Origin of the sequence: Hydrogenophaga sp. H7 (genome assembly GCF_002025745.1) — a bacterium.
Lineage (GTDB): Bacteria > Pseudomonadota > Gammaproteobacteria > Burkholderiales > Burkholderiaceae_C > Hydrogenophaga > Hydrogenophaga pseudoflava.
Genome location: NZ_MCIC01000001.1, coordinates 36918 through 56066, shown reverse-complemented (window position 1 = coordinate 56066; position 19149 = coordinate 36918). Strand labels below are relative to the sequence as shown.

17 protein-coding genes and 1 tRNA gene are annotated in these 19149 nt (G+C 67.4%); 13 read left to right on the top strand and 5 right to left on the bottom strand.

All coding sequences use genetic code 11. The features are described from left to right. Positions 1 to 3: 3 nt before the first annotated feature. The gene (locus BC358_RS00340; protein WP_066157534.1) at positions 4 to 1272 is read right to left on the bottom strand and encodes a nitrate/nitrite transporter; all 1269 of its coding nucleotides are present in this window, start codon (positions 1270 to 1272) and stop codon (positions 4 to 6) included. 243 nt (positions 1273 to 1515) lie between these two features. Here BC358_RS00340 and BC358_RS00335 point away from each other — a divergent pair, with 243 nt between their 5' ends. The 5 genes from BC358_RS00335 to BC358_RS00315 are packed head-to-tail and all read left to right on the top strand — an operon-like array spanning position 1516 to position 5689. After that, entirely contained in the window at positions 1516 to 2160 is a 645-nt protein-coding gene (locus BC358_RS00335; RefSeq protein WP_079364727.1) for a TetR/AcrR family transcriptional regulator, read from the top strand. Then, positions 2157 to 3353, top strand: a complete 1197-nt coding sequence (locus tag BC358_RS00330; RefSeq protein ID WP_079364239.1) for an efflux RND transporter periplasmic adaptor subunit — start codon at positions 2157 to 2159, stop codon at positions 3351 to 3353. The genes BC358_RS00335 and BC358_RS00330 overlap by 4 nt, the downstream gene beginning before the upstream one ends. Beyond that, positions 3350 to 4540, top strand: coding sequence for an ABC transporter permease (locus BC358_RS00325; RefSeq protein ID WP_079364238.1), 1191 nt, complete (start codon positions 3350 to 3352; stop codon positions 4538 to 4540). The genes BC358_RS00330 and BC358_RS00325 overlap by 4 nt, the downstream gene beginning before the upstream one ends. 4 nt (positions 4541 to 4544) lie before the next feature. Beyond that, positions 4545 to 5288 carry an ABC transporter ATP-binding protein gene (locus BC358_RS00320; RefSeq protein WP_066157545.1) on the top strand — a complete coding sequence of 248 codons (744 nt, stop codon included), beginning with the start codon at positions 4545 to 4547 and terminating at the stop codon, positions 5286 to 5288. Positions 5289 to 5302: 14 nt separating this feature from the next. Next, positions 5303 to 5689, top strand: a complete 387-nt coding sequence (locus BC358_RS00315) for a hypothetical protein (RefSeq protein ID WP_079364237.1) — start codon at positions 5303 to 5305, stop codon at positions 5687 to 5689. A 3-nt stretch (positions 5690 to 5692) separates the two neighbouring features. Here the strand turns inward: BC358_RS00315 and BC358_RS00310 are convergent, their stop codons facing one another. Next, positions 5693 to 6403: a response regulator gene (locus tag BC358_RS00310; RefSeq protein ID WP_079364236.1), complete on the bottom strand. Its 711-nt coding sequence runs from the start codon at positions 6401 to 6403 to the stop codon at positions 5693 to 5695. Continuing rightward, positions 6400 to 8325, bottom strand: coding sequence for a type IV pili methyl-accepting chemotaxis transducer N-terminal domain-containing protein (locus tag BC358_RS00305; RefSeq protein ID WP_079364726.1), 1926 nt, complete (start codon positions 8323 to 8325; stop codon positions 6400 to 6402). The genes BC358_RS00310 and BC358_RS00305 overlap by 4 nt, the downstream gene beginning before the upstream one ends. Before the next feature lie 105 nt (positions 8326 to 8430). Between BC358_RS00305 and ccoG the strand changes: the two genes are divergently transcribed. Together ccoG and ytfE are read left to right on the top strand one after the other, a co-directional pair. Further along, the gene (gene ccoG / locus BC358_RS00300) at positions 8431 to 9858 is read left to right on the top strand and encodes a cytochrome c oxidase accessory protein CcoG (protein ID WP_079364235.1); all 1428 of its coding nucleotides are present in this window, start codon (positions 8431 to 8433) and stop codon (positions 9856 to 9858) included. Between the two features lie 115 nt (positions 9859 to 9973). Continuing rightward, a complete protein-coding gene (ytfE, locus tag BC358_RS00295) occupies positions 9974 to 10642 on the top strand; it encodes an iron-sulfur cluster repair protein YtfE (protein WP_079364234.1) in 669 nt (222 codons plus the stop codon). Positions 10643 to 10690: 48 nt separating this feature from the next. Here the strand turns inward: ytfE and BC358_RS00290 are convergent, their stop codons facing one another. Together BC358_RS00290 and BC358_RS00285 are read right to left on the bottom strand one after the other, a co-directional pair. Then, positions 10691 to 11692 carry a 3'-5' exonuclease gene (locus BC358_RS00290; protein WP_079364233.1) on the bottom strand — a complete coding sequence of 334 codons (1002 nt, stop codon included), beginning with the start codon at positions 11690 to 11692 and terminating at the stop codon, positions 10691 to 10693. Between the two features lie 57 nt (positions 11693 to 11749). Beyond that, a tRNA-Arg gene (locus tag BC358_RS00285) sits at positions 11750 to 11825 on the bottom strand. A gap of 351 nt (positions 11826 to 12176) precedes the next feature. Between BC358_RS00285 and BC358_RS00280 the strand changes: the two genes are divergently transcribed. The 6 genes from BC358_RS00280 (at position 12177) to BC358_RS00255 (ending at position 19149) form a co-directional block, all read left to right on the top strand. Further along, positions 12177 to 13082, top strand: a complete 906-nt coding sequence (locus BC358_RS00280) for a carbohydrate porin (RefSeq protein ID WP_066157567.1) — start codon at positions 12177 to 12179, stop codon at positions 13080 to 13082. 154 nt (positions 13083 to 13236) lie between these two features. Then, positions 13237 to 14304, top strand: coding sequence for a LacI family DNA-binding transcriptional regulator (locus tag BC358_RS00275; protein WP_243721664.1), 1068 nt, complete (start codon positions 13237 to 13239; stop codon positions 14302 to 14304). 269 nt (positions 14305 to 14573) lie between these two features. Continuing rightward, on the top strand, positions 14574 to 15575 hold the full coding sequence (locus tag BC358_RS00270) for an ABC transporter ATP-binding protein (RefSeq protein WP_079364231.1): 1002 nt from the start codon (positions 14574 to 14576) through the stop codon (positions 15573 to 15575). Between the two features lie 65 nt (positions 15576 to 15640). Then, the gene (locus BC358_RS00265; protein ID WP_079364230.1) at positions 15641 to 16942 is read left to right on the top strand and encodes an ABC transporter substrate-binding protein; all 1302 of its coding nucleotides are present in this window, start codon (positions 15641 to 15643) and stop codon (positions 16940 to 16942) included. 33 nt (positions 16943 to 16975) lie between these two features. Then, on the top strand, positions 16976 to 17980 hold the full coding sequence (locus BC358_RS00260) for a carbohydrate ABC transporter permease (protein ID WP_079364229.1): 1005 nt from the start codon (positions 16976 to 16978) through the stop codon (positions 17978 to 17980). Continuing rightward, on the top strand, positions 17977 to 19149 hold the full coding sequence (locus BC358_RS00255; protein ID WP_079364228.1) for a carbohydrate ABC transporter permease: 1173 nt from the start codon (positions 17977 to 17979) through the stop codon (positions 19147 to 19149). The genes BC358_RS00260 and BC358_RS00255 overlap by 4 nt, the downstream gene beginning before the upstream one ends.

Sequence of the window (19149 nt, the reverse complement as noted above, 5' to 3'; positions counted from 1 at the left end):
TGATCAGTTCTGCAGGGAGAAGGACTTGGCGTTGGTGCCCATGACCTCGGTCTGGCGGACCTCGGTCCAGTACATCCAGATCAGCGAGACCCAGACCACGCCGTACATCAGCATGAAGGCGCTGGAACGGATGCCGGTGAGGTCCATCAGAACGCCGAACAGGATCGGCAGCACGAAGCCGCCCAGGCCGCCAGCCAGGCCGACGATGCCGCTGATGGCGCCGATGTTCTTGGGGTAGTCGTCGCTGATGTACTTGAAGACGCTGGCCTTGCCGAAGGCCCAGGCCACGCCCAGGATCGCCATCAGGCCGGTGAAGGTGTAAACGTTCAGGCCGATGTGGAAGGTGGTCGGGCCGTTGACGGTCTGCACCGTGAAGTCGGTCTGCGGGTAGCTCAGCAGGAACAGGCAGATCCAGCTCACCCACAGCACCCACCAGGTGACCTTGTGCGCGCCGTACTTGTCGGAGAGCACGCCGCCGATGGCGCGCAGCACGCCGCCGGGCAGCGAGAAGCAGGCGGCCAGCAGCGCGGCCACGCGGATGTCCAGGCCGTATTCGCCCACGTAGTACTGCACCATCCAGAGCGCCAGCGCCACGTAGCCGCCGAACACGATGCTGTAGTACTGGCAGTACTTGAGCACCTTGGGGTCCTTGAGCGCCTGCAGCTGGTCGCTGAACTTCACGTTGCTGGGCACCAAGTGGGCGGGGTCGCTGTGGCTGAACAGCCAGAACAGCACCAGGGTGCCGAGCATGATGGCCGCGTACACCTGCGGCACCATGGTCCAGCCGAAGGCCACCAGCAGCACCGGCGCCACGAACTTGTTGACTGCCGAGCCCGAGTTGCCGGCACCGTAGACGCCCATGGCCATGCCCTGGCGGCTCTTGGGGAACCAGCGCGCCACGTAGGGCGTGCCGACCGAGAAGGAGCCGCCGGCCAGACCCACGAACAGGCCGATGACCAGGAAGTGCCAGTACTCGGTGGCGTAGCTCATCAGGTAGATGGCCGGCACGGTGATCGCCATCAGGGTGGCCATGACGATGCGACCGCCGTAGCGGTCGGTCCAGATGCCCAGGGGCACCCGGATCAGCGAGCCGGTGAGCACCGGCATCGCGGTGAGCAGACCGAACTCGGTCGCGTTCAGGTTCAGCATCTTCTTGATCGGGATGCCGATCACGCCGAACATCATCCAGACCATGAAGCAGACCGTGAACGCCAGCGTGCTGACGATCAGGACGGACCAGGCCTTTCTTTCATTTCTCAGCTCTGAAGCCATGTTTTCTCTCCGAAAGACGTGGCATGAATGTCCCTTTTCAGGGGAGGGCTGAACATCCGCCGGAGGCACACGTGGCCGCGGCAGAAGGACGAGGGGTCACCCCATCGGCATCGTCCTGAAGAACTATGTTCCGTGTTTTGCGGTGTGACTTGATTTACATCAAGTCGATGTCGGATAGCGTCCTGCCGGAACCAGGCAGGAATCACCTTGAATATAAGTAATTAATAAATTACATTGGTGACCATGCCGCTCCCGAACACCCCCAAACAAGCCACCGAACAGCGCCAGGCCAGCCTGGTGTCGGCTGCGCTCGCGTTGGCCGCACAGCACAGCCCGGCCAGAGTGACCACCGCCGACCTGGCCCGAGCGGTGGGGCTCACGCAGGGCGCGGTGTTCCGCCACTTCGAGAGCAAGGAAGCGATCTGGCTGGCGGTGATCGACTTCGCGCACCAGGCCCTGCTGGCACGGCTGCACACCGCGGCCCAGTCGCATGTGCAGCCGCTGACCGCGCTGCGTGCGGTGTTCATGGCGCACGTGGACTTCGTGGTGGAACAGCCGGGTGTGCCGCGGGTGATCTTTCAGGAGCTGCAGCACCCGGAGGACACAGCACTGAAGGCGCGCGTGCGCGTGCTGATGCAGGACTACCGCTCGCTGGTCACCCGACTGCTGCTGCAGGCGCAGGCGGCGGGGCTGCTGGCGCCAGGCACCGACCTTCAGGCCAGTGCGGTGCTGTTCATCGGCTCGGTGCAGGGGCTGGTGATGCAGTCGCTGCTGAGCGGACAGGTCGGGGCCATCCGCACGCTGGCACCCGCGGTGTTCGACCTGTTCCAGCACGCTGTTGCCGCACCCACCAACCCCACACGGCGCCCCCCGGAGACCACCGAATGAAGACAAATCCACAAACCTCGCGCCGGCTGCTGCTGGGCGGCCTGGCGCTGGCCCTGGTGGGTGCGCTGGCGTTTGTGGCGCTGCGCACCGGGCCGCTGGCGCCGGTGAAGGTGCAGGTGACGCCAGTGACCAAGGGCCGCGTGACACCCGAGATCTTTGGCATCGGCCTGGTCGAGGCGCAGCGCAGCTGGATGGTGGGGCCCACCACTGCCGGCCGTGTGCTCGGCGTGCGGGTGGACGCGGGTCAGACGGTGCAACCGGGTCAGGTGCTGGCAGAAATGGACCCGGTGGACCTGGACCAGCGGCTGGCGGCACTGGACGCCTCGCTGGCCCGTGCGCAGAGCGTGCAGCGAGCCGCCGATGCGCAGCTTGGCGATGCGCAGGCGCGGCGCACGCTGGCGATGGCGAACCTGAAGCGCAACGAGGAACTGGCGCGGCAAGCCTTCATCAGCCCCGGGGCGCTGGAGGCACGCACACAAGAGGTGGCGTCGGCCCATGCGGGCGTGGCCGCCGCACAGGCCAACCTCGGTGGCAGCACACAGGACATCGCGCGGCTGCGCGCCGAGCGCGCAGCCCTGGCACAGCAGCGCAGCAACCTGAGGCTGCTGGCCCCCGGTGCGGCGGTGGTCACGGCGCGCGAGGCCGAAGCCGGCACCACAGTCGTGGCGGGCCAGGCCGTGCTGCGGCTGATGGACCCGGCCAGCCTGTGGGTGAAGCTGCGGGTGGATCAGGGCCGAAGCGCCGGACTGGCGCCAGGACTGGTGGCGAGCATCGCCCTGCGCTCGCGCCCGGGCGAGACACTGATCGGCAAAGTGGCCCGGGTGGAGTCGCTGGCCGATGCCGTGACGGAGGAACGGCTGGCGATGGTGGCATTTGACAGCCTGCCCGCCGGCGTGTCGGTGGGCGAGATGGCGGAAGTGACGGTGCAGCTGCCCGCTGCCCCCGAGCGCCTGCTGCTGCCCAATGCGGCCGTGGTGCAGCACGAGGGAAAAACCGGGGTGTGGCGGCTCACGGATGGCGTTCCCGCCTTCTCGCCGGTGGTGCTGGGGGCGCAGGGTCTGGACGGCCAGGTGCAGGTGCTCGGAGGCCTGAACGAAGGCGACACGGTGGTGCTGTACAGCCAGAGCGCCCTGAAGCCGGGGGCACGCATCGCAGTGGTGGACAGGCTGGTTCCGTCGGGAGCAGCAAGGTGATCAGCCTGGCGGGCCGCGACATCCTGCACGGCTGGAGCAAGTACGTGCTGACCGGGCTGGGCCTGGGGCTGCTGATCGGCGTGACGCTGACGATGGCGGGCGTGTACCGAGGCATGGTGGACGACGCACACGCGCTGCTGGCCAACAGCCGCGCCGACCTCTGGGTGGTGCAGAAGGACACGCAGGGCCCGTACGCGGAATCGTCGAGCATCAAGGACGACGTGGTGCGCAGCATGCGCGGCATGCCGGGGGTGGCCGTGGCGGCCAATGTGGCCTATCTGACGATGCAGGTGCAGAGGAATGGCCGAGACCAGCGCGTGATGGTGGTGGGCATGGAGCCGGGCATGCCCGGCGCGCCGGGCTACCTGGTGGCGGGACGGCACATCACGCGCAACCACTACGAGGCGGTGGCCGATGTGAAGACAGGGTTCGCGCTGGGCGATGTGGTGCGCATCCGCCGCCACGACTACACCGTGGTGGGACTGACGCGGCGCATGGTGTCCTCGGGCGGCGACCCGATGCTGTTCGTGCCGATGAAGGACGCGCAGGAAACGCAGTTCCTGAAAGACAACGACGCCATCGTCAACGACCGCGCGCGCACCGCCGCCAATCCGGCCTTCAACCGCCCGGGCAGCCCCGGCCTGCTGGAGGCGGTGCAAAGCCTGCAGACCAGCAGCCGCAGCGTGAACGCGGTGCTCGTGCAGATCGCTCCGGGCTTCACACCCGAGCAAGTGGCCGGGCCGATCCGGCGCTGGAAGCACCTGAGCGTGCACACCCGCGACCAGATGGAAGACATCCTGATCGTCAAGCTGATCGCCAATTCGGCCAAACAGATCGGCATGTTCCTGGTGATCCTGGCCATCGTGAGCGCCGCCATCGTGGCCTTCATCATCTACACCATGACCATGGGCAAGCTGCGCGAGATCGCGGTGCTCAAGCTCATCGGTACACGCGACCGCACCATCGCCGGCATGATCCTGCAGCAGGCCCTGGGCCTTGGCCTGATCGGCTTCGCCGTGGGCAAGGTGGCGGCCACGGTGTGGGGACCCGCGTTCCCGAAATACGTGCTGCTGCTGCCGGGCGACGCGGTGGCCGGCCTGGTGGCCACGCTGCTGATGTGCGCGCTGGCCAGCACGCTGGCGATTCGCGTGGCGCTCAAGGTCGACCCCGGCGCAGCGATCGGATGAAGCCATGAACGACACCCCCCTGGGCGGCATCCGTATCGAAGGCCTGCGCAAGGTCTATGGTCACGGCGACACGGCCGTGGAAGCGCTGAGGCACGTGAACATGCAGGTAGCGCCCGGCGAGGTGGTGGGCCTGGTCGGCCCCTCGGGTTCGGGCAAGAGCACACTGCTCAAATGCCTGGGCGCCATCATCGAACCCACCAGCGGCAGGATGACGCTGGGCAACGAAGTCATCTACGACAACGGCTGGAAAGTCAAAGACCTGCGCGCGCTGCGGCGCGACCGCATCGGCTTCGTGTTCCAGGCGCCGTATCTGATTCCGTTCCTGGACGTGACCGACAACGTGGCGCTGCTGCCGATGCTGGCGGGCCTGTCCAATGCGAATGCGCGCAAACGCGCGCTGGAACTGCTGACCGCGCTGGACGTGCAGCACCGCGCCAGCGCCGAGACATCGCAGCTCTCCGGTGGTGAGCAGCAGCGCGTGTCCATCGCCCGCGCGCTGGCCAACAAGCCTCCGGTCATATTGGCCGACGAACCCACCGCGCCCCTGGACAGCGAGCGCGCGCTGGGTGTGATGCGCATCCTCAACCAGATGGCGCGGCGGGCCCACACCGCGATCATCGTCGTCACACACGACGAAAAGATCATCCCGACTTTCAAACGGATCTACCACATCCGCGACGGCCAGACAGTGGAAGAAGCCGGCGAAGGCCTCGCCCTGGATGACCACGGGAACGACACCCCCTCTTGAACGGGAGAACCGCCATGACTTCCCACCGCCCCCTGAAAGTTCTCGCCGCCGTGGCCGTGGTGTTCGGCGCGCTCACGGTGTTCAGCGGCGGGCAGGGCCTGTTCGGCCCGGCCCACACCCGCGCGGCCCTGGGCCACACGGTGGGCTTCGTGCTGTGGTTCAACTTCCTGGCCGGCTTCGTCTATGTGGTGGCCGGGCTGGGCCTGTGGCTCGGCCGGCGCTGGGGCCTTTGGCTGGCCACCGCGCTGGCGCTGGGCACGGCGCTGGTGGCGGTGGCCTTCGGTCTTCATGTGCTGGACGGCGGCGCCTACGAAATGCGCACTGTGGGGGCGCTGGCACTGCGCCTGGGCTTCTGGGCCGTGGTGGCGGCCGTGGGCTGGCGCCGGGCCGCCGGGGCCTGAAGCTCAGGCCAGGCCCTGGCTGGTCGCGAACACCGCCGCCTGCACGCGCGAGCTCAGGCCGAGCTTGCGCAGGATGTGCTGCACGTGGATCTTCACCGTGGTCTCGGCGATGTCCAGTTCGCGCGCGATCAGCTTGTTGGAATCGCCACGCGCGATCAGCAGCAGGATCTCGCGCTCGCGCGGCGACAGCAGGTCGGCGCCGGAGGCGGCCTCGCGCGGCGCCTCCAGCGGCACCGGCGCACTGACTGGAGCCGCCGCGGGCGGGGCGGCGTTTGCGACCGACGGCCGCGAGCGGAACACCGCCACCAGCTTGGTCATCATCTCGGGGCTGATGACCGACTCGCCGTCCATGACCTTGATGATGGTCTCGCAGAGCTGGTCGGACTCCACCGTCTTGAGCAGGTAGCCGTCGGCCCCCGCCTGCAGCGCGGCGGCCAGGTCGTTCTCGTTCTCGCTCACGGTGAGCATCAGCACGCGCGCCCCGGGCGCGGCCTCCTTGAGCGCGGGGATGGCGTCCACCCCGCGCACCCCGGGCAGGTGGTTGTCCAGCAGGATCACCTGCGGCGGCCGGCGCTGCAGGCAGCGCAGGGCCTCGCCCACGTCGCCGGCCTCGGCGGTGACGGTGAAGCGCTCGTCCTGCTCCAGCAGCGCCTTGAGGCCGCGGCGGAACAGGGTGTGGTCGTCGACCAGCAGCAGCTCGATGGAAGGGGTCATGGGGTGGTCAGTACGGATTCGGAGAGGTCCAGGCCCGCCGTGCCCGTCCCGACGGCGGTCACCGGGTTCCTGGGCAGCGTGAGCGTGACGGAGGTGCCCTGGCCGCTGCGGGATTCGATCTGCACGGTGGCGCCGATGCGGTCGGCCCGCTCGCGCATGATTTTCGTGCCGACATGGGTCTCGCCGCGCTGCTGCGCGGTGTCGAAACCGCTGCCGTTGTCGCGCACCACGAAGCGCCACTGTTCGCCCTTGTGCACGTCCAGGCTCACGTGGCTGGCGCCGGCGTGCTTGCGCACGTTGGACAGCGCTTCCTGCACCACGTGCAGCACCTGCACCTGCACGTCGGCCGGCAGCGGCAGGCCCTCGCCGTCGAGATGCAGCCGCGTGGGCAGGCCGGTCTGGTGCTGGAACTTCTGCAGCGTCTCTTGCAGCGCGGCCTCGATGTCCCCGGTGTTGGTGCGGGTGCGGAAGTGCACCAGCAGCTCGCGCACGTCGCTGATGCTTTCCTTGAGACCGGTGTCGAGCTCGTCCAGCGTGGACCGCACCTTCTCGGGCTGCTGCTTCTGCACTGCGCTGCGCAGCAGCTGCGCCTGGATCTTGAGGAAGGCCAGCGACTGGGCAATGGAGTCGTGCAGCTCGCGCGCCAGCAGCGCACGCTCCTCGCCCACCGCGGCCTCGCGCTCCAGCGCCGCCGCGCGCAGGCCTTCGAGCGCGCTGGCCAGGTGGCTGGCCAGTGCGTCGAGCAGCTCGGTCTCGTCGGCATTGAGTGCCACTTCGCTGCGGAAGAACAGGTCGATCTCGCCGATCACCCGCTGCTGCAGGCGCACCGGCACGCTCACCAGGTTCTGGTAGCCCACGCGCGCGCAGTGGCGCATGGGCGCGGCCTCGTGGCTGTGGATGGGGATGACGCGGATGCGCGCATCGGGCTGCAGGTTGCCGCAGGCGCACGCGCCCGCGATCAGGCTGCGCTCCTCGGCCTGCATTTCCTGCGGAAAGCAGTCGGAGGCGAGCATCAGGTAGCGCTGGTTGGCCTCGTCGGACCAGCGCACCGCCACGGCATCGGCCTTCATGACCGCGCGCACGCGCTGCGAGAAGCCCCTGGACAGTTCCTCGATGGTGTTGGCCTTGGCCAGAAAGGCGCTGACCTCGTAGAGCGCTTCCAGCCGCGCGCGCTGCGCCTCGATGCGCTGCGTCTTGGCCTGCACCTTGGCCTCCAGTCCCTGGTAGAGCGACTGCAGCGTGGCGGCCATGCGGTTGAAGCCCGCCGCCACCTGCCCGAACTCGTCCTGCGTGTCCACGTCGATGCGGGCACCGAACTGACCGCCCTCCACCTGCGCCAGACCCCGCCGCAGGTGTGCCAGCGGGTTGATCACATAGAGATAGCCGGTGTAGAGCATGACCACCGCCCCGGCGATGGCCAGCGCCATCATGGCGAACTGGAACAGGTTGAGCAGCGCGGTGAAACCCGCGAGCTGGTGCTCGATGGACAACACCAGCCGGTCGATGGCCATGACAAATTCGTCGGCCGAGCGCAGCAGCACCGGGTCGCCCGGCTGCAGCGGCGAGGTCCAGAGGGCGCGCTGGGCCTGCCAGAGCTGTTCCACCGCGGCGAACTCGCGCGCCACGTCCGGGTCCCAGGGCACGAACAGGGGGCGCGACGGATCGCCCTCGCGCAGCACTCCCAGGCTCTGGTCGAACTGCTGCACCAGCGCCTGCACCTCCGCCGCCGGCCGCTGGGCCTGCACCGCGCTGGTCAGGCGCCAGGTCTGCATGCGCATGCGGCCGGCCTCGTTGACCGCGGCCGCACCGCCCTCCAGCTGCCAGGTCACCCACAGCGTGAGCCCGATGGACGCGAGCGCCAGCACCAGCAGCGCCGCCCCGATGCGGATCAGTTTGGTGGAGAGCGAGGCACTGGGGCGCATGGAACGGCACTGTACCCGTTCGATCAGCGGGAGCAACAGGGTCTTTGCACGGCAGACATTAAGATTCATGTACTCTGCATCTTTTAGGTGGCACCGGCCATTCCCATGAGCATCCCTTCCCCCGCCGCGAATGCGCAGCCCGGCGGCTCGCTGTACGAGAGCCGCATCAAGATCTACCCACGTTCGGTCACCGGCGTGTTCGCGCGCTGGCGCTGGGTCATGGTCTGGGTGACGCAGCTGTTCTTCTACGGCATGCCCTGGCTGCAGTGGAACGGGCGCCAGGCCCTGCTGTTCGATCTGGAGCAGCGCCGCTTCTACGTGCTGGGCCTGGTGCTGCAGCCACAGGACTTCATCTACCTCGCCGCCCTGCTGGTGATCAGCGCGCTGGCGCTGTTCTTCTTCACCGCCATCGCCGGGCGCCTGTGGTGCGGCTACAGCTGCCCGCAGACGGTCTACACCGAGATGTTCCTGTGGATCGAGCGCAAGACCGAGGGCGATCGCTCGGCGCGCATGCGCCTGGACGCCCAGCCCTGGTCGCTGAACAAGCTCTCGCGCAAGGGCGCCAAGCAGGCCGGCTGGATCTCTCTGGCGCTGCTCACCGGCTTCACCTTCGTCGGCTACTTCCACCCCATCCGCGAACTGGCCCCGGCCCTGCTGAACCCGGCGCAGTCGCCCTGGCTGTGGTTCTGGGTGCTGTTCTACGCCGCGGCGACCTACGGCAACGCCGGCTACCTGCGCGAGCAGATGTGCAAGTACATGTGCCCGTACGCCCGCTTCCAGAGCGCGCTGATCGACATGGACTCGCTGGTCATCGCCTACGACAGCGCGCGCGGTGAAAACCGCGGTCCGCGCTCGCGCAAGGCCGAGGAGCGCCCCGCCGGCCTGGGCGACTGTGTGGACTGCACGCTGTGCGTGCAGGTCTGCCCCACCGGCATCGACATCCGCAACGGACTGCAGAACGAGTGCATCGCCTGCGCCGCCTGCATCGACGTCTGCGACGACGTGATGGACAAGATGGGCTACCCCCAGGGCCTGATCCGCTACACCACCGGCAATGCCGTGGCGAAGGGCTGGAGCGCGCGCCAGATGCTGCGCCGGGTCTGGCGCCCGCGCGTGCTGATCTACGGCACCCTGCTCGCCGGCCTCACCGGTGCCTGGCTCTGGAGCCTGGGACACCGCAGCGACGTCGATGCCGTGCTGATCAAGGACCGCGGGGCGCTGGCGCGCATGGTCGACCGCGGTGCGATCGAGAACACCTACCGGCTGCAGGTGACCAACAGCCAGGAGACGGCGCGCCGCTTCCGCCTGGCGGTGGACGGCGTGCCCGGCCTGCGCATCGACTCGGCCACCACACTGTCGGTGGAGGCCGCCGGCAGCGCCTCGGTGCCCCTGCGCCTGGTGCTGCCGGCCGAGGCGGCCCAGCCACACGCCGGCCAGACCCTGCGCGCCACGGTGTCGGTGACCCCCGAGGGGGCGGAGGACGGGAACGAACGGGCGGTGCGCATCGACGCCGCCTTCATCGTTCCCCGCTGAGGCCTGCGCCGGGCTCGTTCTTCCGGAAGCCCGGACTCGTCCAAAGGAAATATGCATCTTCGATGCGTTTTATGGCTCAATACATGCATCAGAGATGAATATTTAAAGGACGCCCATGAACACCCCCACCACCGAACGCCCCATCGAGCAGCAGGCCATCGGCCAGATCGCCGTCGACCTGCCCGGCGCCACCGCCATCTTCCGGCGCCTCAAGCTGGACTTCTGCTGCGGCGGCCAGGTCAGCCTGGGCGAGGCCTGCGAACGCAAGGGGCTGGACACCGCCCGCGTGGTGGCCGAACTGGCCGCGCTGCGCCGCGACGACGCCGCGCCGGAAACGCCGGACGCCAACGCGCTGATCGACCACATCCTCACCCGCTACCACGCGGTGCACCGCGAGCAGTTGCCCGAGCTGGTGCGCATGGCGCGCCGTGTCGAGGCGGTGCACAGCGACCACCCGGACGCACCGCACGGCCTGGCCGAGCACCTGGAGATCATGGAGGTCGAGTTGCTGGAGCACATGGAGAAGGAAGAGCAGGTGCTGTTCCCGGCCATCGAAGGCGGCAGCTCCGGTCTGGCGGGCCCGATCACCGTGATGCGCGACGAGCACATCGGCCACGGTGAACATCTGGAGCGGCTGGCGGCGCTGACCCACGACCACACCCCGCCGCAGGGCGCCTGCAACACCTGGCGCGCGCTCTATGCCGGCACGGCGCAGCTGACCAACGACCTGATCAGCCACATCCACCTGGAGAACAACGTGCTGTTCGCGCGCTTCGGCGCCTGAGGTCCGGCACCGCCGGAAAGAAAAAGGCCGTTGGGGCCACTGCGCGCTTCAGAGCGCCCGTCTCTCCATCCGCCCCGGGCGCGGTGAATAGCGCGTCAGCGCATCCAGGGCTTCTACGTCGACCTGCGCGCGCCGGCTGCCGTAGACCTCGGCCTTGAGCCAGACCAGCTCTTCGGCCAGCGCCGCTTCGCTGCCCAGGCTGCAGAACCAGACCTTGGCGTCGCCATCCCAGCGGTAGCCGCGGGCCTTGAGCTGGTCCTTGCTCTCGAAGGGCGAGCCGGTGGCGCGCAGCTTGTAGCTGGGCTGGGCGGCCGCGGCCATCAGGCGGGCCAGGCCCGTGGTGCCGCCATCGGCCTGCGGGCTGGCGAGCACCTGCAGCAGCGCATGGCAGTCGACCTGTGCCCGGTGCGCGTCGTAGAACCAGCCCTGGTCCTGCGCCAGAGCGCCGAGCTTGGCCGACTCGGCGCCCTGCGCTTTCCAGTCGATGTCGGCGAACGAGCAGGCCCAGCGCTTGTGGGCAAAGCCGGGAAACCGGGCCTCGACAAAGGGCCGGTCGAATCCGGCGTTGTGCGCCACCACCAGATCGGCGCGATCGATCAGGGCCTGCACGCGCGCATCGTCCAGCCGCTGACCGCGAACCATATCGTCGTCGATGCCCGTGACCTGTTTCGCCACCTCCGGAATGGGCATGCCCGGATCTTCAAAACCTTCGAAGGTGTCGACCGGGCCGAAAGGCCGGCCCGTGACCGGGTCCACCTGCACCAGCAGCAGGGCCAGCTCGATGATGCGGTCGCTGGCATGGGACAGGCCGGTGGTTTCGGTGTCGAGGATGAGCACGCGCACAGCGGCCTGCGGCTGGCCGTCGGTGCCCACTGGAACCAGCGGTCCGTAGTCCAGCACCGGCACCAGACGGCGCAGCACCTTGAAGTCGGGGTGCTGATCCAGCAGCCGGGCCATGTCTTCGGGTGTGAGCGGCTGGGCGGCGTCGGCCACAGCGGGCGGGGCGTTGCGCCCCTGCGGCGGCTCGAATTCGAAGCTGAGTTGGCTCATGAAGAAAGGCCACTCATCGGGCCGCGGGCCATGAAAAACCCACGCAAGTCATTGAGGTGGCGCGGCTGGCGGGGATCGAACCCACGACCCTTGGCTTCGGAGGCCAATACTCTATCCACTGAGCTACAGCCGCGCATGCTTGGAAAGCCCGCCATTGTCTCACATGCGCCCGGCGGCACCGGCTCACCGCCTCCGCGCCGCGCCACCGGCACAAGACCCGCATGCGAGGCCCGATTGCCTGTATTTTTTGTATCTTTATTACTGTGCAAACCATTGCACCAGTCGGGTTTTCCCGAGGCGGATATTTGTTGTTTTTAAGCAGTTACGTAACAGTTACGGGGCATTTCTTCAGGGTTTCTACCGAATGCAACCGTTTGCATCAATGGTCGAATTCGGTGGCTTTCCCGACCGGTGTTGTACGTTCAAACATGAAACATCGGTACAGGAGAGAGTGGTTCACAACATTCACACTCCGGAGTACCTCATGCAACAGAGCTTCAAACTTGCGGCCGCCGCCGCCCTTTGCGCCACCGCTTTCGCCGCCCATGCCGACATGACCATGGACGCCAACCTGGAACTGGACACCACCTACCAGAACAAGGTGGAAGACGCTTCCAACGCCCGCGACAGCGACCTGAACATGGGCGGCCGCGTGGAGTTCAACGTGGGCGGCAAGGCCACCAACGGCGACGCCTTCGTGCAAGCCCGTGCCAGCCTGCTGATCAAGAAGGACGGCGACACCGCCACCGATGACATGTGGGTCCAGTTCGGCAACGCCGCCGGCGACGTGAAGATGGGCCGCTTCGAAGCCATGGACCTGTTCCCCCTGGGCAAGGACACCCTGGTCGAGAACAGCGGCTACGGCGGCTACCGCGCCAACCGCCTGCGCGGCCGTTTCGGCAAGGACACGGTGCACATCGCCCCCGGCTTCAACGCCGGCCCGGCACGCATCGAAGTCGGCCTGGTCTACAGCAAGGAAGCCGGTGAGGCCCGCGGTGTCCGCCCGGCCGTGAGCTTCGGCTCCGGCCCGGTGACCGTGCGTGTGGGTGTCGAGTCCGTCAAGGTGGTCGGCGGCACCGAGAGCACCAACGGCGCCGGCGTGTCCCTGGGCTACGCCCTGTCTTCGGACAGCAGCATGAACGTGAACTTCGCCAAGATGGAAGACGACAAGTCCGTCGGCCTGAACGGCACCTTCGGTCCGGCCGGTTTCGGCCTGATCCTGGACAAGGGCGCCAACGGCGCGAAGAACAACACCTTCTACGCCGCCTATTCGCTGCCGCTGTTCGGCGTCAAGGGCGCGACCATCACGCCGGCCCTGAGCTTTGCCAAGGGCGGCTCCGGCACCAAGGGCCAGACCGCGGCCCGCGTACGCATCAATTACGCGTTTTGATCGGGGGTTCCCGATCTTTCCGGGGTGAGAGATCCTGAAAGGGTGATCGATCCCATTTCCTCTCGGCAATCAGAGTTGGCCCGGGCGTCGCAAGGCTCCCGGGCTTTTTTTCCGCTTCACCCGCCCGATCGTTATCGGGTGAAATAATCTGCCGATGCCTCGCAAGCCAGCCGCCCCCGCCCCCGACGATTCCGCGCCCTCTGCACAGGCACCCGCCCGGGGCCGCAAGCGCATGCAGATGGCCGACATCGCCCGCCTGGCCGGTGTGTCGGCGTCCACCGTCTCGCGAGCCCTCAGCGGCAGCCCGCTGATTCCGCAGGCCACCCGCGAGCGCATCACCGAACTGGCCAATTCCCTGGGCTACCGCGTCAACGTCGGCGCGGCCAACCTGCGCAAGCGCGGGGTACAGACCATCGGCGTCGTCATCCTGGGCGACAGCATGCAGATGATCTCGGACCCGTTCCTGCTGAGCATCCTCGGCTCGGTGGCCGACACCCTGGACGAACGGGGCATGAGCCTGCTGCTGACGCGCCTGAAGGCCGACCGGCAGCACGTGCTGTCGGACCTGGTCGAGAGCGGCCAGGTCGGCGGCCTGATCGTCATCGGCCAGCTGACGCTGCACGACTACCTCAACGAACTGACGCGCAACGGCTTCCCGATGGTGGTCTGGGGCGCGCCCCTGCCCGATGCGCTGTACCCGGTGGTCGGCGGCGACAACGCCATGGGCGGCTACCTGGCCACGCGCCACCTGATCGAAAAGGGTTGCCGCCGGATCGCCTTCTTCGGCGACATCACCCACCCCGAGGCCGGCCAGCGGTACCTGGGTTACACCCGCGCACTGGACGAGGCCGGCATCGCCATGGACCCCCGCCTGCTGCAGTCCTTCCTGTTCGGTGACTCGCGCATCCGCGAGGTGATCGACGGCTGGCTCAACCAGGCCACACCCTTCGACGCCATCTTTGCCTCCAGCGACGTCACGGCCATCTCGCTCATGGGATCGCTCAACGAGCGCGGCATCACCGTGCCGGCCGACGTCAAGCTCGTCGGGTACGACGACATCGCGCTGGCCGAGCATGTGCACCCGACCCTGACCACCATCCGCCAGCCCACCGGACAGGCCGGCCGCGCGCTGGTGGACCTGCTGTTCGAGGCCCTGGCCGGCCAGCCTCGGCGTTCCATCGTCCTGCCCGCCTCGCTCATCGTGCGCGAAAGCAGCGCCTGAAGAGGTGTATGGCCCCCACGCTCCGCCGCTGACGCGGGTCGCTGCCCCCCGAGGGGGCTGATCCGGCTGGGGACGGCCCGGCGCCGGATCGCTCGTGCACCCACGCTCCGCCGCTGCGCGGCTGTTTTCGTAACCCACTTGTTCCTGGGACATAGGGCAAACCCCATAATGCAATCGATTGCATTGATGATGTAATTTTGTGACGGTCAGGCGTGCTGACCGGTTCCGGCCCGTCGCTTCATGACGGCCGATACGAAAGGTTTCTACCCATGGCGCAGTCCGGCTTGCGTTTGCGAGGCATCAAAAAAAGTTACGGGCGCGTGGACGTCATCCACGGTGTCGACCTGGACATCCAGCCCGGGGAATTCGCGGTATTCGTCGGCCCTTCGGGCTGTGGCAAGACCACGCTGCTGCGCATGATCGCCGGCCTGGAGGACATCTCCGGCGGGGAGCTGTCCATCGGCGAGCAGGTCGTCAACGACCTGCCGCCCAGCGAACGCGGTGTCGCGATGGTGTTCCAGAGTTACGCGCTCTACCCCCACAAGACGGTCTACGACAACATGGCCTTCGGCCTGAAGATCGCCAGGCTGCCCAAGGGCGAGATCGACCGCCGGGTGCGCGAGGCGGCCGGCATCCTGCAGCTCACCGACTACCTGCAGCGCCTGCCCAAGGCGCTCTCGGGCGGCCAGCGCCAGCGCGTGGCCATCGGCCGCGCCATCGTGCGCAATCCCAAGGTGTTCCTGTTCGACGAACCGCTGTCCAACCTGGACGCCGCCCTGCGCACCAAGATGCGCGTGGAACTGGCCACCCTGCACCGCCGCCTGGGCGCGACCATGGTCTACGTGACGCACGATCAGGTCGAGGCCATGACCCTGGCCGACAAGATCGTGGTGCTCAACAAGGGCCGCATCGAACAGGTGGGCGCGCCGCTGGAGCTCTACCACCGCCCGGCCACGCGCTTCGTGGCCGGCTTCATCGGCTCGCCGCAGATGAACTTCATCGAAGGCGCCTACGCCCAGGCGCAGGGCGCGCACTGCGTGGGCGTGCGGCCTGAGCACCTGCACCTGGCGGCCGACGGCCCCATCGAAGGCACGCTGCGCCACGCCGAGCAGCTGGGCAACGAGACCTTCGCCTACATCGACGCCGGTGCGCTGGGCGAGCTCACGGCGCGCGTCGACGGCTCGGTGGCGGTGCGGCCGGGCGAGACGCTGCGCCTGGGCCACCGCAGCGAGCACCTGTACCGCTTCGACGCCGCCGGCCTGCGGCTCTGACCTCACCCCCGTTTTCACCCCGCTTTGCGGATGGGCCGCGAAGCTTCACTCTGGAGACAAGCACGATGTTCAAAACCACCACGATCGCCGGTGCCGCCGCGCTGGCGCTGGGCACACTGGGCGCCACCGCCCAGGCCGCCGACTACAAGGGCCCCGACCTCAAGGGCGAGACGATCACCGTCACCTGCCCCTGGACGGGCGCGGAGGAAGGCTTCTTCAAGAAGGTGGTCGCGAACTTCGAGAAGGCCACCGGTGCGACGGTGAAGCACTCGTGCTCGCAGAGCTCCGAGCAGCAGATCGTGATCGACATCAAGGCCGGTTCGCCGTCCAACATCTCGGTGTTCCCGCAGCCGGGCCTGGCCGCCAACATGGCCGCCATCGGTGGCCTGGTGCCGCTGGGCGACAAGGCGCGCGACTGGGTCAAGACCAACTACGCCGCGGGCAGCTCCTGGGCCGACCTGGGCACCTACAAGGGCAAGGACGGCAAGAGCAACTTCTACGGCCTGTTCTTCAACGTCAACGTCAAGAGCCTGGTCTGGTACATCCCCGAGAACTTCAAGGAGAAGGGCTACAAGGTGCCCAAGTCCATGGAGGAGCTGCAGGACCTGACCAAGAAGATCGCCGCCGACGGTGGCAAGCCCTGGTGCATCGGCCTGGGTTCGGACGCCGCCACCGGCTGGCCCGCCACCGACTGGGTCGAGGACATGATGCTGCGCACCCAGAGCCCGCAGGTCTACGACGACTGGACCAGCAACAAGATGAAGTTCAACGACAAGCGCGTCGTCGAGGCCATCGAAGCCTACGGCTGGTTCGCCCGCAACGACGCCTACGTGGACGGCGGCGCCAAGGCCGTGGCCACGGTGAGCTTCAAGGACAGCCCCAAGGGCATGTTCGGCTCGCCGCCCAAGTGCTACATGCACCGCCAGGCCTCGTTCATCCCGGCCTTCTTCCCCGAGGGCAAGGCGGCCGACGCCGACTTCTTCTACTTCCCGGCCTACAAGTCCAAAAACCTGGGCAACCCGGTGCTGGGCGGCGGCACGATCATGACGATCACCAAGGACAGCAAGGGCGCCCGCGCCTTCATGGAGTACCTGCAGCACCCCCAGGCCCACGAGATCTGGATGGCCGAGGACGGCTTCCTGACCCCGCACAAGGGCACGGACCTGGCCAAGTACAAGACCAAGGCGCAGCGCAAGCAGGGCGAGATCCTGCTGAACGCGACCACCTTCCGCTTTGACGGCTCCGACCTGATGCCCGGCGCCGTCGGTGCCGGCAGCTTCTGGAAGGGCATGGTCGACTACTCGGGCGGCAAGTCGGCCCAGGCCGTGGCCGACGACATCCAGAAGAGCTGGGACGCGTTGAAGTGACCCCCTGAGCAGAACAGACACGGACGGACCACCATGACCGACTCCATCTTCCAGACCTTGTTGGCCGTGACGGTCAGCGTCGGTGTCTGCCTGCTGTACTTCGCGGGCAGCAACTGGCTGCTCGACAACGTGCTGGCGCGGCCGTCCATGCCGCGCCAGCGCCGCGAACGGCTGCGCGCGGGCGTGCGGCCCTGGCTGTTCATCGCGCCGGCCTTGCTGCTGCTGGGCGTGTACCTGGTCTACCCGTTCTTCGAGACCCTGCGCCTGAGCTTCATGGACGCCACCGGCGAGGGCTTCGTCGGCCTGTCCAACTACGCCTGGGTGTTCACCGACGAGAACTTCCTCATCACCATCCGCAACAACTTCCTGTGGCTGCTGGTGGTGCCGGCCGCGGCCACCGCGCTGGGCCTGATCGTCGCCGTGCTGGCCGACCGCGTCTGGTGGGGCAACGCGGCCAAGACCCTGGTCTTCATGCCGATGGCGATCAGCTTCGTCGGCGCCAGCGTGATCTGGAAATTCGTCTACGACTTCCGCGGCCCCGAGAACGACCAGATCGGCATCCTGAACGCCATCGTGCAGGGCATGGGCCTGGAACCCCAGGCCTGGGTGACGCTGCCGTTCTGGAACAACTTCTTCCTGATGGCGATCCTGATCTGGATCCAGACCGGCTTCGCCATGGTGATCCTCTCCGCCGCACTGCGCGGTGTGCCCAATGACACCATCGAGGCCGCGCGCATCGATGGCGCCACCGAGCTGCAGATCTTCTTTGAAATCATGATTCCGCAGGTGATGTCCACCATCCTGGTGGTCTGGACCACCATCACCATCACCGTGCTCAAGGTGTTCGACATCGTCATGGCCATGACCGGTGGCCAATGGGACACCTCGGTGCTGGCCAACCTGATGTACGACTGGATGTTCCGCGGCGGCGGTGACTACGGCCGCAGCTCCACCCTGGCCATGGTGCTGATGCTCGCCGTGATCCCGGTGATGGCCTTCAACATCCGCCGCTTCCGTGCCGAGGAGGCCCAGCGATGAAACTCAAACTCTCTCCCACCGCGCTGGCGGCCCACGCGCTGCTGCTGGTCATCGTGCTGGCCTGGGTGCTGCCCACCTTCGGCCTGCTGGTCTCCAGCTTCCGCGACCGCGAACAGATCGTCAGCAGCGGCTGGTGGACCGCGCTGTCCACCCAGACCCGCCCCGACATGCGGCGCACCGCCGGCGAGCAGAGCGTGGTGAAGGACGGCGACAAATTTGTCATCGCCGGGCGCCTGTTCCCCGAAGGCAACGCCACGCGGCTGCAGCGTTTCTCGATGAAGTCGTCCAACCCGGGCGAACACCCGGTGGGCCAGACCATCGAGCTGGGCGACGCGCAGATCTTCGACGAGGAAGACGGACAACCCGACGGCACGGTCACCGTGGCCGCCGACGGCCAGTACAAACTGGTGCTCAACCAGCCGTATGAGAGCGAGCGCGGCGTGCGCATCTTCTACGTGGCCGAGATGCCGCCGAGCTTCACCGCCACCAACTACCAGAAGGTGGTCGACTCCGAGGGCGTGGGCAACGCCTTCCTCAACACCTTCAAGGTCACGATTCCCGCCACCTTCATCCCGATCCTGATCGCGGCCTTCGCGGCCTACGCCTTCAGCTGGATGGAGTTCCCCGGCCGGCGCTGGCTGTTCGTGGTGGTGGTGGGCCTGCTGGTGGTGCCGCTGCAGATGTCGCTGATCCCGCTGCTGCGGCTCTACAACGATGTGGGCGAGAGCATGGGTGTGGCGTCCAAGTCCTACCTGGGCGTGTGGCTGGCGCACTCGGCCTTCGGCCTGCCGCTGGCGATCTACCTGCTGCGCAACTACATCGCCTCGCTGCCGCGCGACATCATCGAGAGCGCACGCATGGACGGCGCCACGCACTTCCAGATCTTCACCAGCATCGTGCTGCCGCTGTCGGTGCCGGCGCTGGCGAGCTTCGCGATCTTCCAGTTCCTCTGGGTCTGGAACGACTTCCTCGTGGCCCTGGTGTTCCTGGGCAAGTCGCCCGACCAGGTGGTGCTGACCATCAAGCTCAACGACCTGCTGGGTTCGCGCGGCGAGAGCTGGGAAATCCTGACCGCCAGTGCCTTCGTCTCCATCGCGGTGCCCGTGGCCGTGTTCTTCTCGCTGCAACGCTTCTTCGTGCGCGGCCTGCTCTCAGGCTCCGTCAAATAA

Coding starts and splice junctions, on each gene's coding strand:
- BC358_RS00340 (WP_066157534.1), bottom strand. CDS start 1,272: ATGGCTTCAGAGCTGAGAAATGAAAGAAAGGCCTGGTCCGTCCTGATC.
- BC358_RS00335 (WP_079364727.1), top strand. CDS start 1,516: ATGCCGCTCCCGAACACCCCCAAACAAGCCACCGAACAGCGCCAGGCC.
- BC358_RS00330 (WP_079364239.1), top strand. CDS start 2,157: ATGAAGACAAATCCACAAACCTCGCGCCGGCTGCTGCTGGGCGGCCTG.
- BC358_RS00320 (WP_066157545.1), top strand. CDS start 4,545: ATGAACGACACCCCCCTGGGCGGCATCCGTATCGAAGGCCTGCGCAAG.
- BC358_RS00315 (WP_079364237.1), top strand. CDS start 5,303: ATGACTTCCCACCGCCCCCTGAAAGTTCTCGCCGCCGTGGCCGTGGTG.
- BC358_RS00310 (WP_079364236.1), bottom strand. CDS start 6,403: ATGACCCCTTCCATCGAGCTGCTGCTGGTCGACGACCACACCCTGTTC.
- BC358_RS00305 (WP_079364726.1), bottom strand. CDS start 8,325: ATGCGCCCCAGTGCCTCGCTCTCCACCAAACTGATCCGCATCGGGGCG.
- ccoG (WP_079364235.1), top strand. CDS start 8,431: ATGAGCATCCCTTCCCCCGCCGCGAATGCGCAGCCCGGCGGCTCGCTG.
- ytfE (WP_079364234.1), top strand. CDS start 9,974: ATGAACACCCCCACCACCGAACGCCCCATCGAGCAGCAGGCCATCGGC.
- BC358_RS00290 (WP_079364233.1), bottom strand. CDS start 11,692: ATGAGCCAACTCAGCTTCGAATTCGAGCCGCCGCAGGGGCGCAACGCC.
- BC358_RS00280 (WP_066157567.1), top strand. CDS start 12,177: ATGCAACAGAGCTTCAAACTTGCGGCCGCCGCCGCCCTTTGCGCCACC.
- BC358_RS00275 (WP_243721664.1), top strand. CDS start 13,237: ATGCCTCGCAAGCCAGCCGCCCCCGCCCCCGACGATTCCGCGCCCTCT.
- BC358_RS00270 (WP_079364231.1), top strand. CDS start 14,574: ATGGCGCAGTCCGGCTTGCGTTTGCGAGGCATCAAAAAAAGTTACGGG.
- BC358_RS00265 (WP_079364230.1), top strand. CDS start 15,641: ATGTTCAAAACCACCACGATCGCCGGTGCCGCCGCGCTGGCGCTGGGC.
- BC358_RS00260 (WP_079364229.1), top strand. CDS start 16,976: ATGACCGACTCCATCTTCCAGACCTTGTTGGCCGTGACGGTCAGCGTC.
- BC358_RS00255 (WP_079364228.1), top strand. CDS start 17,977: ATGAAACTCAAACTCTCTCCCACCGCGCTGGCGGCCCACGCGCTGCTG.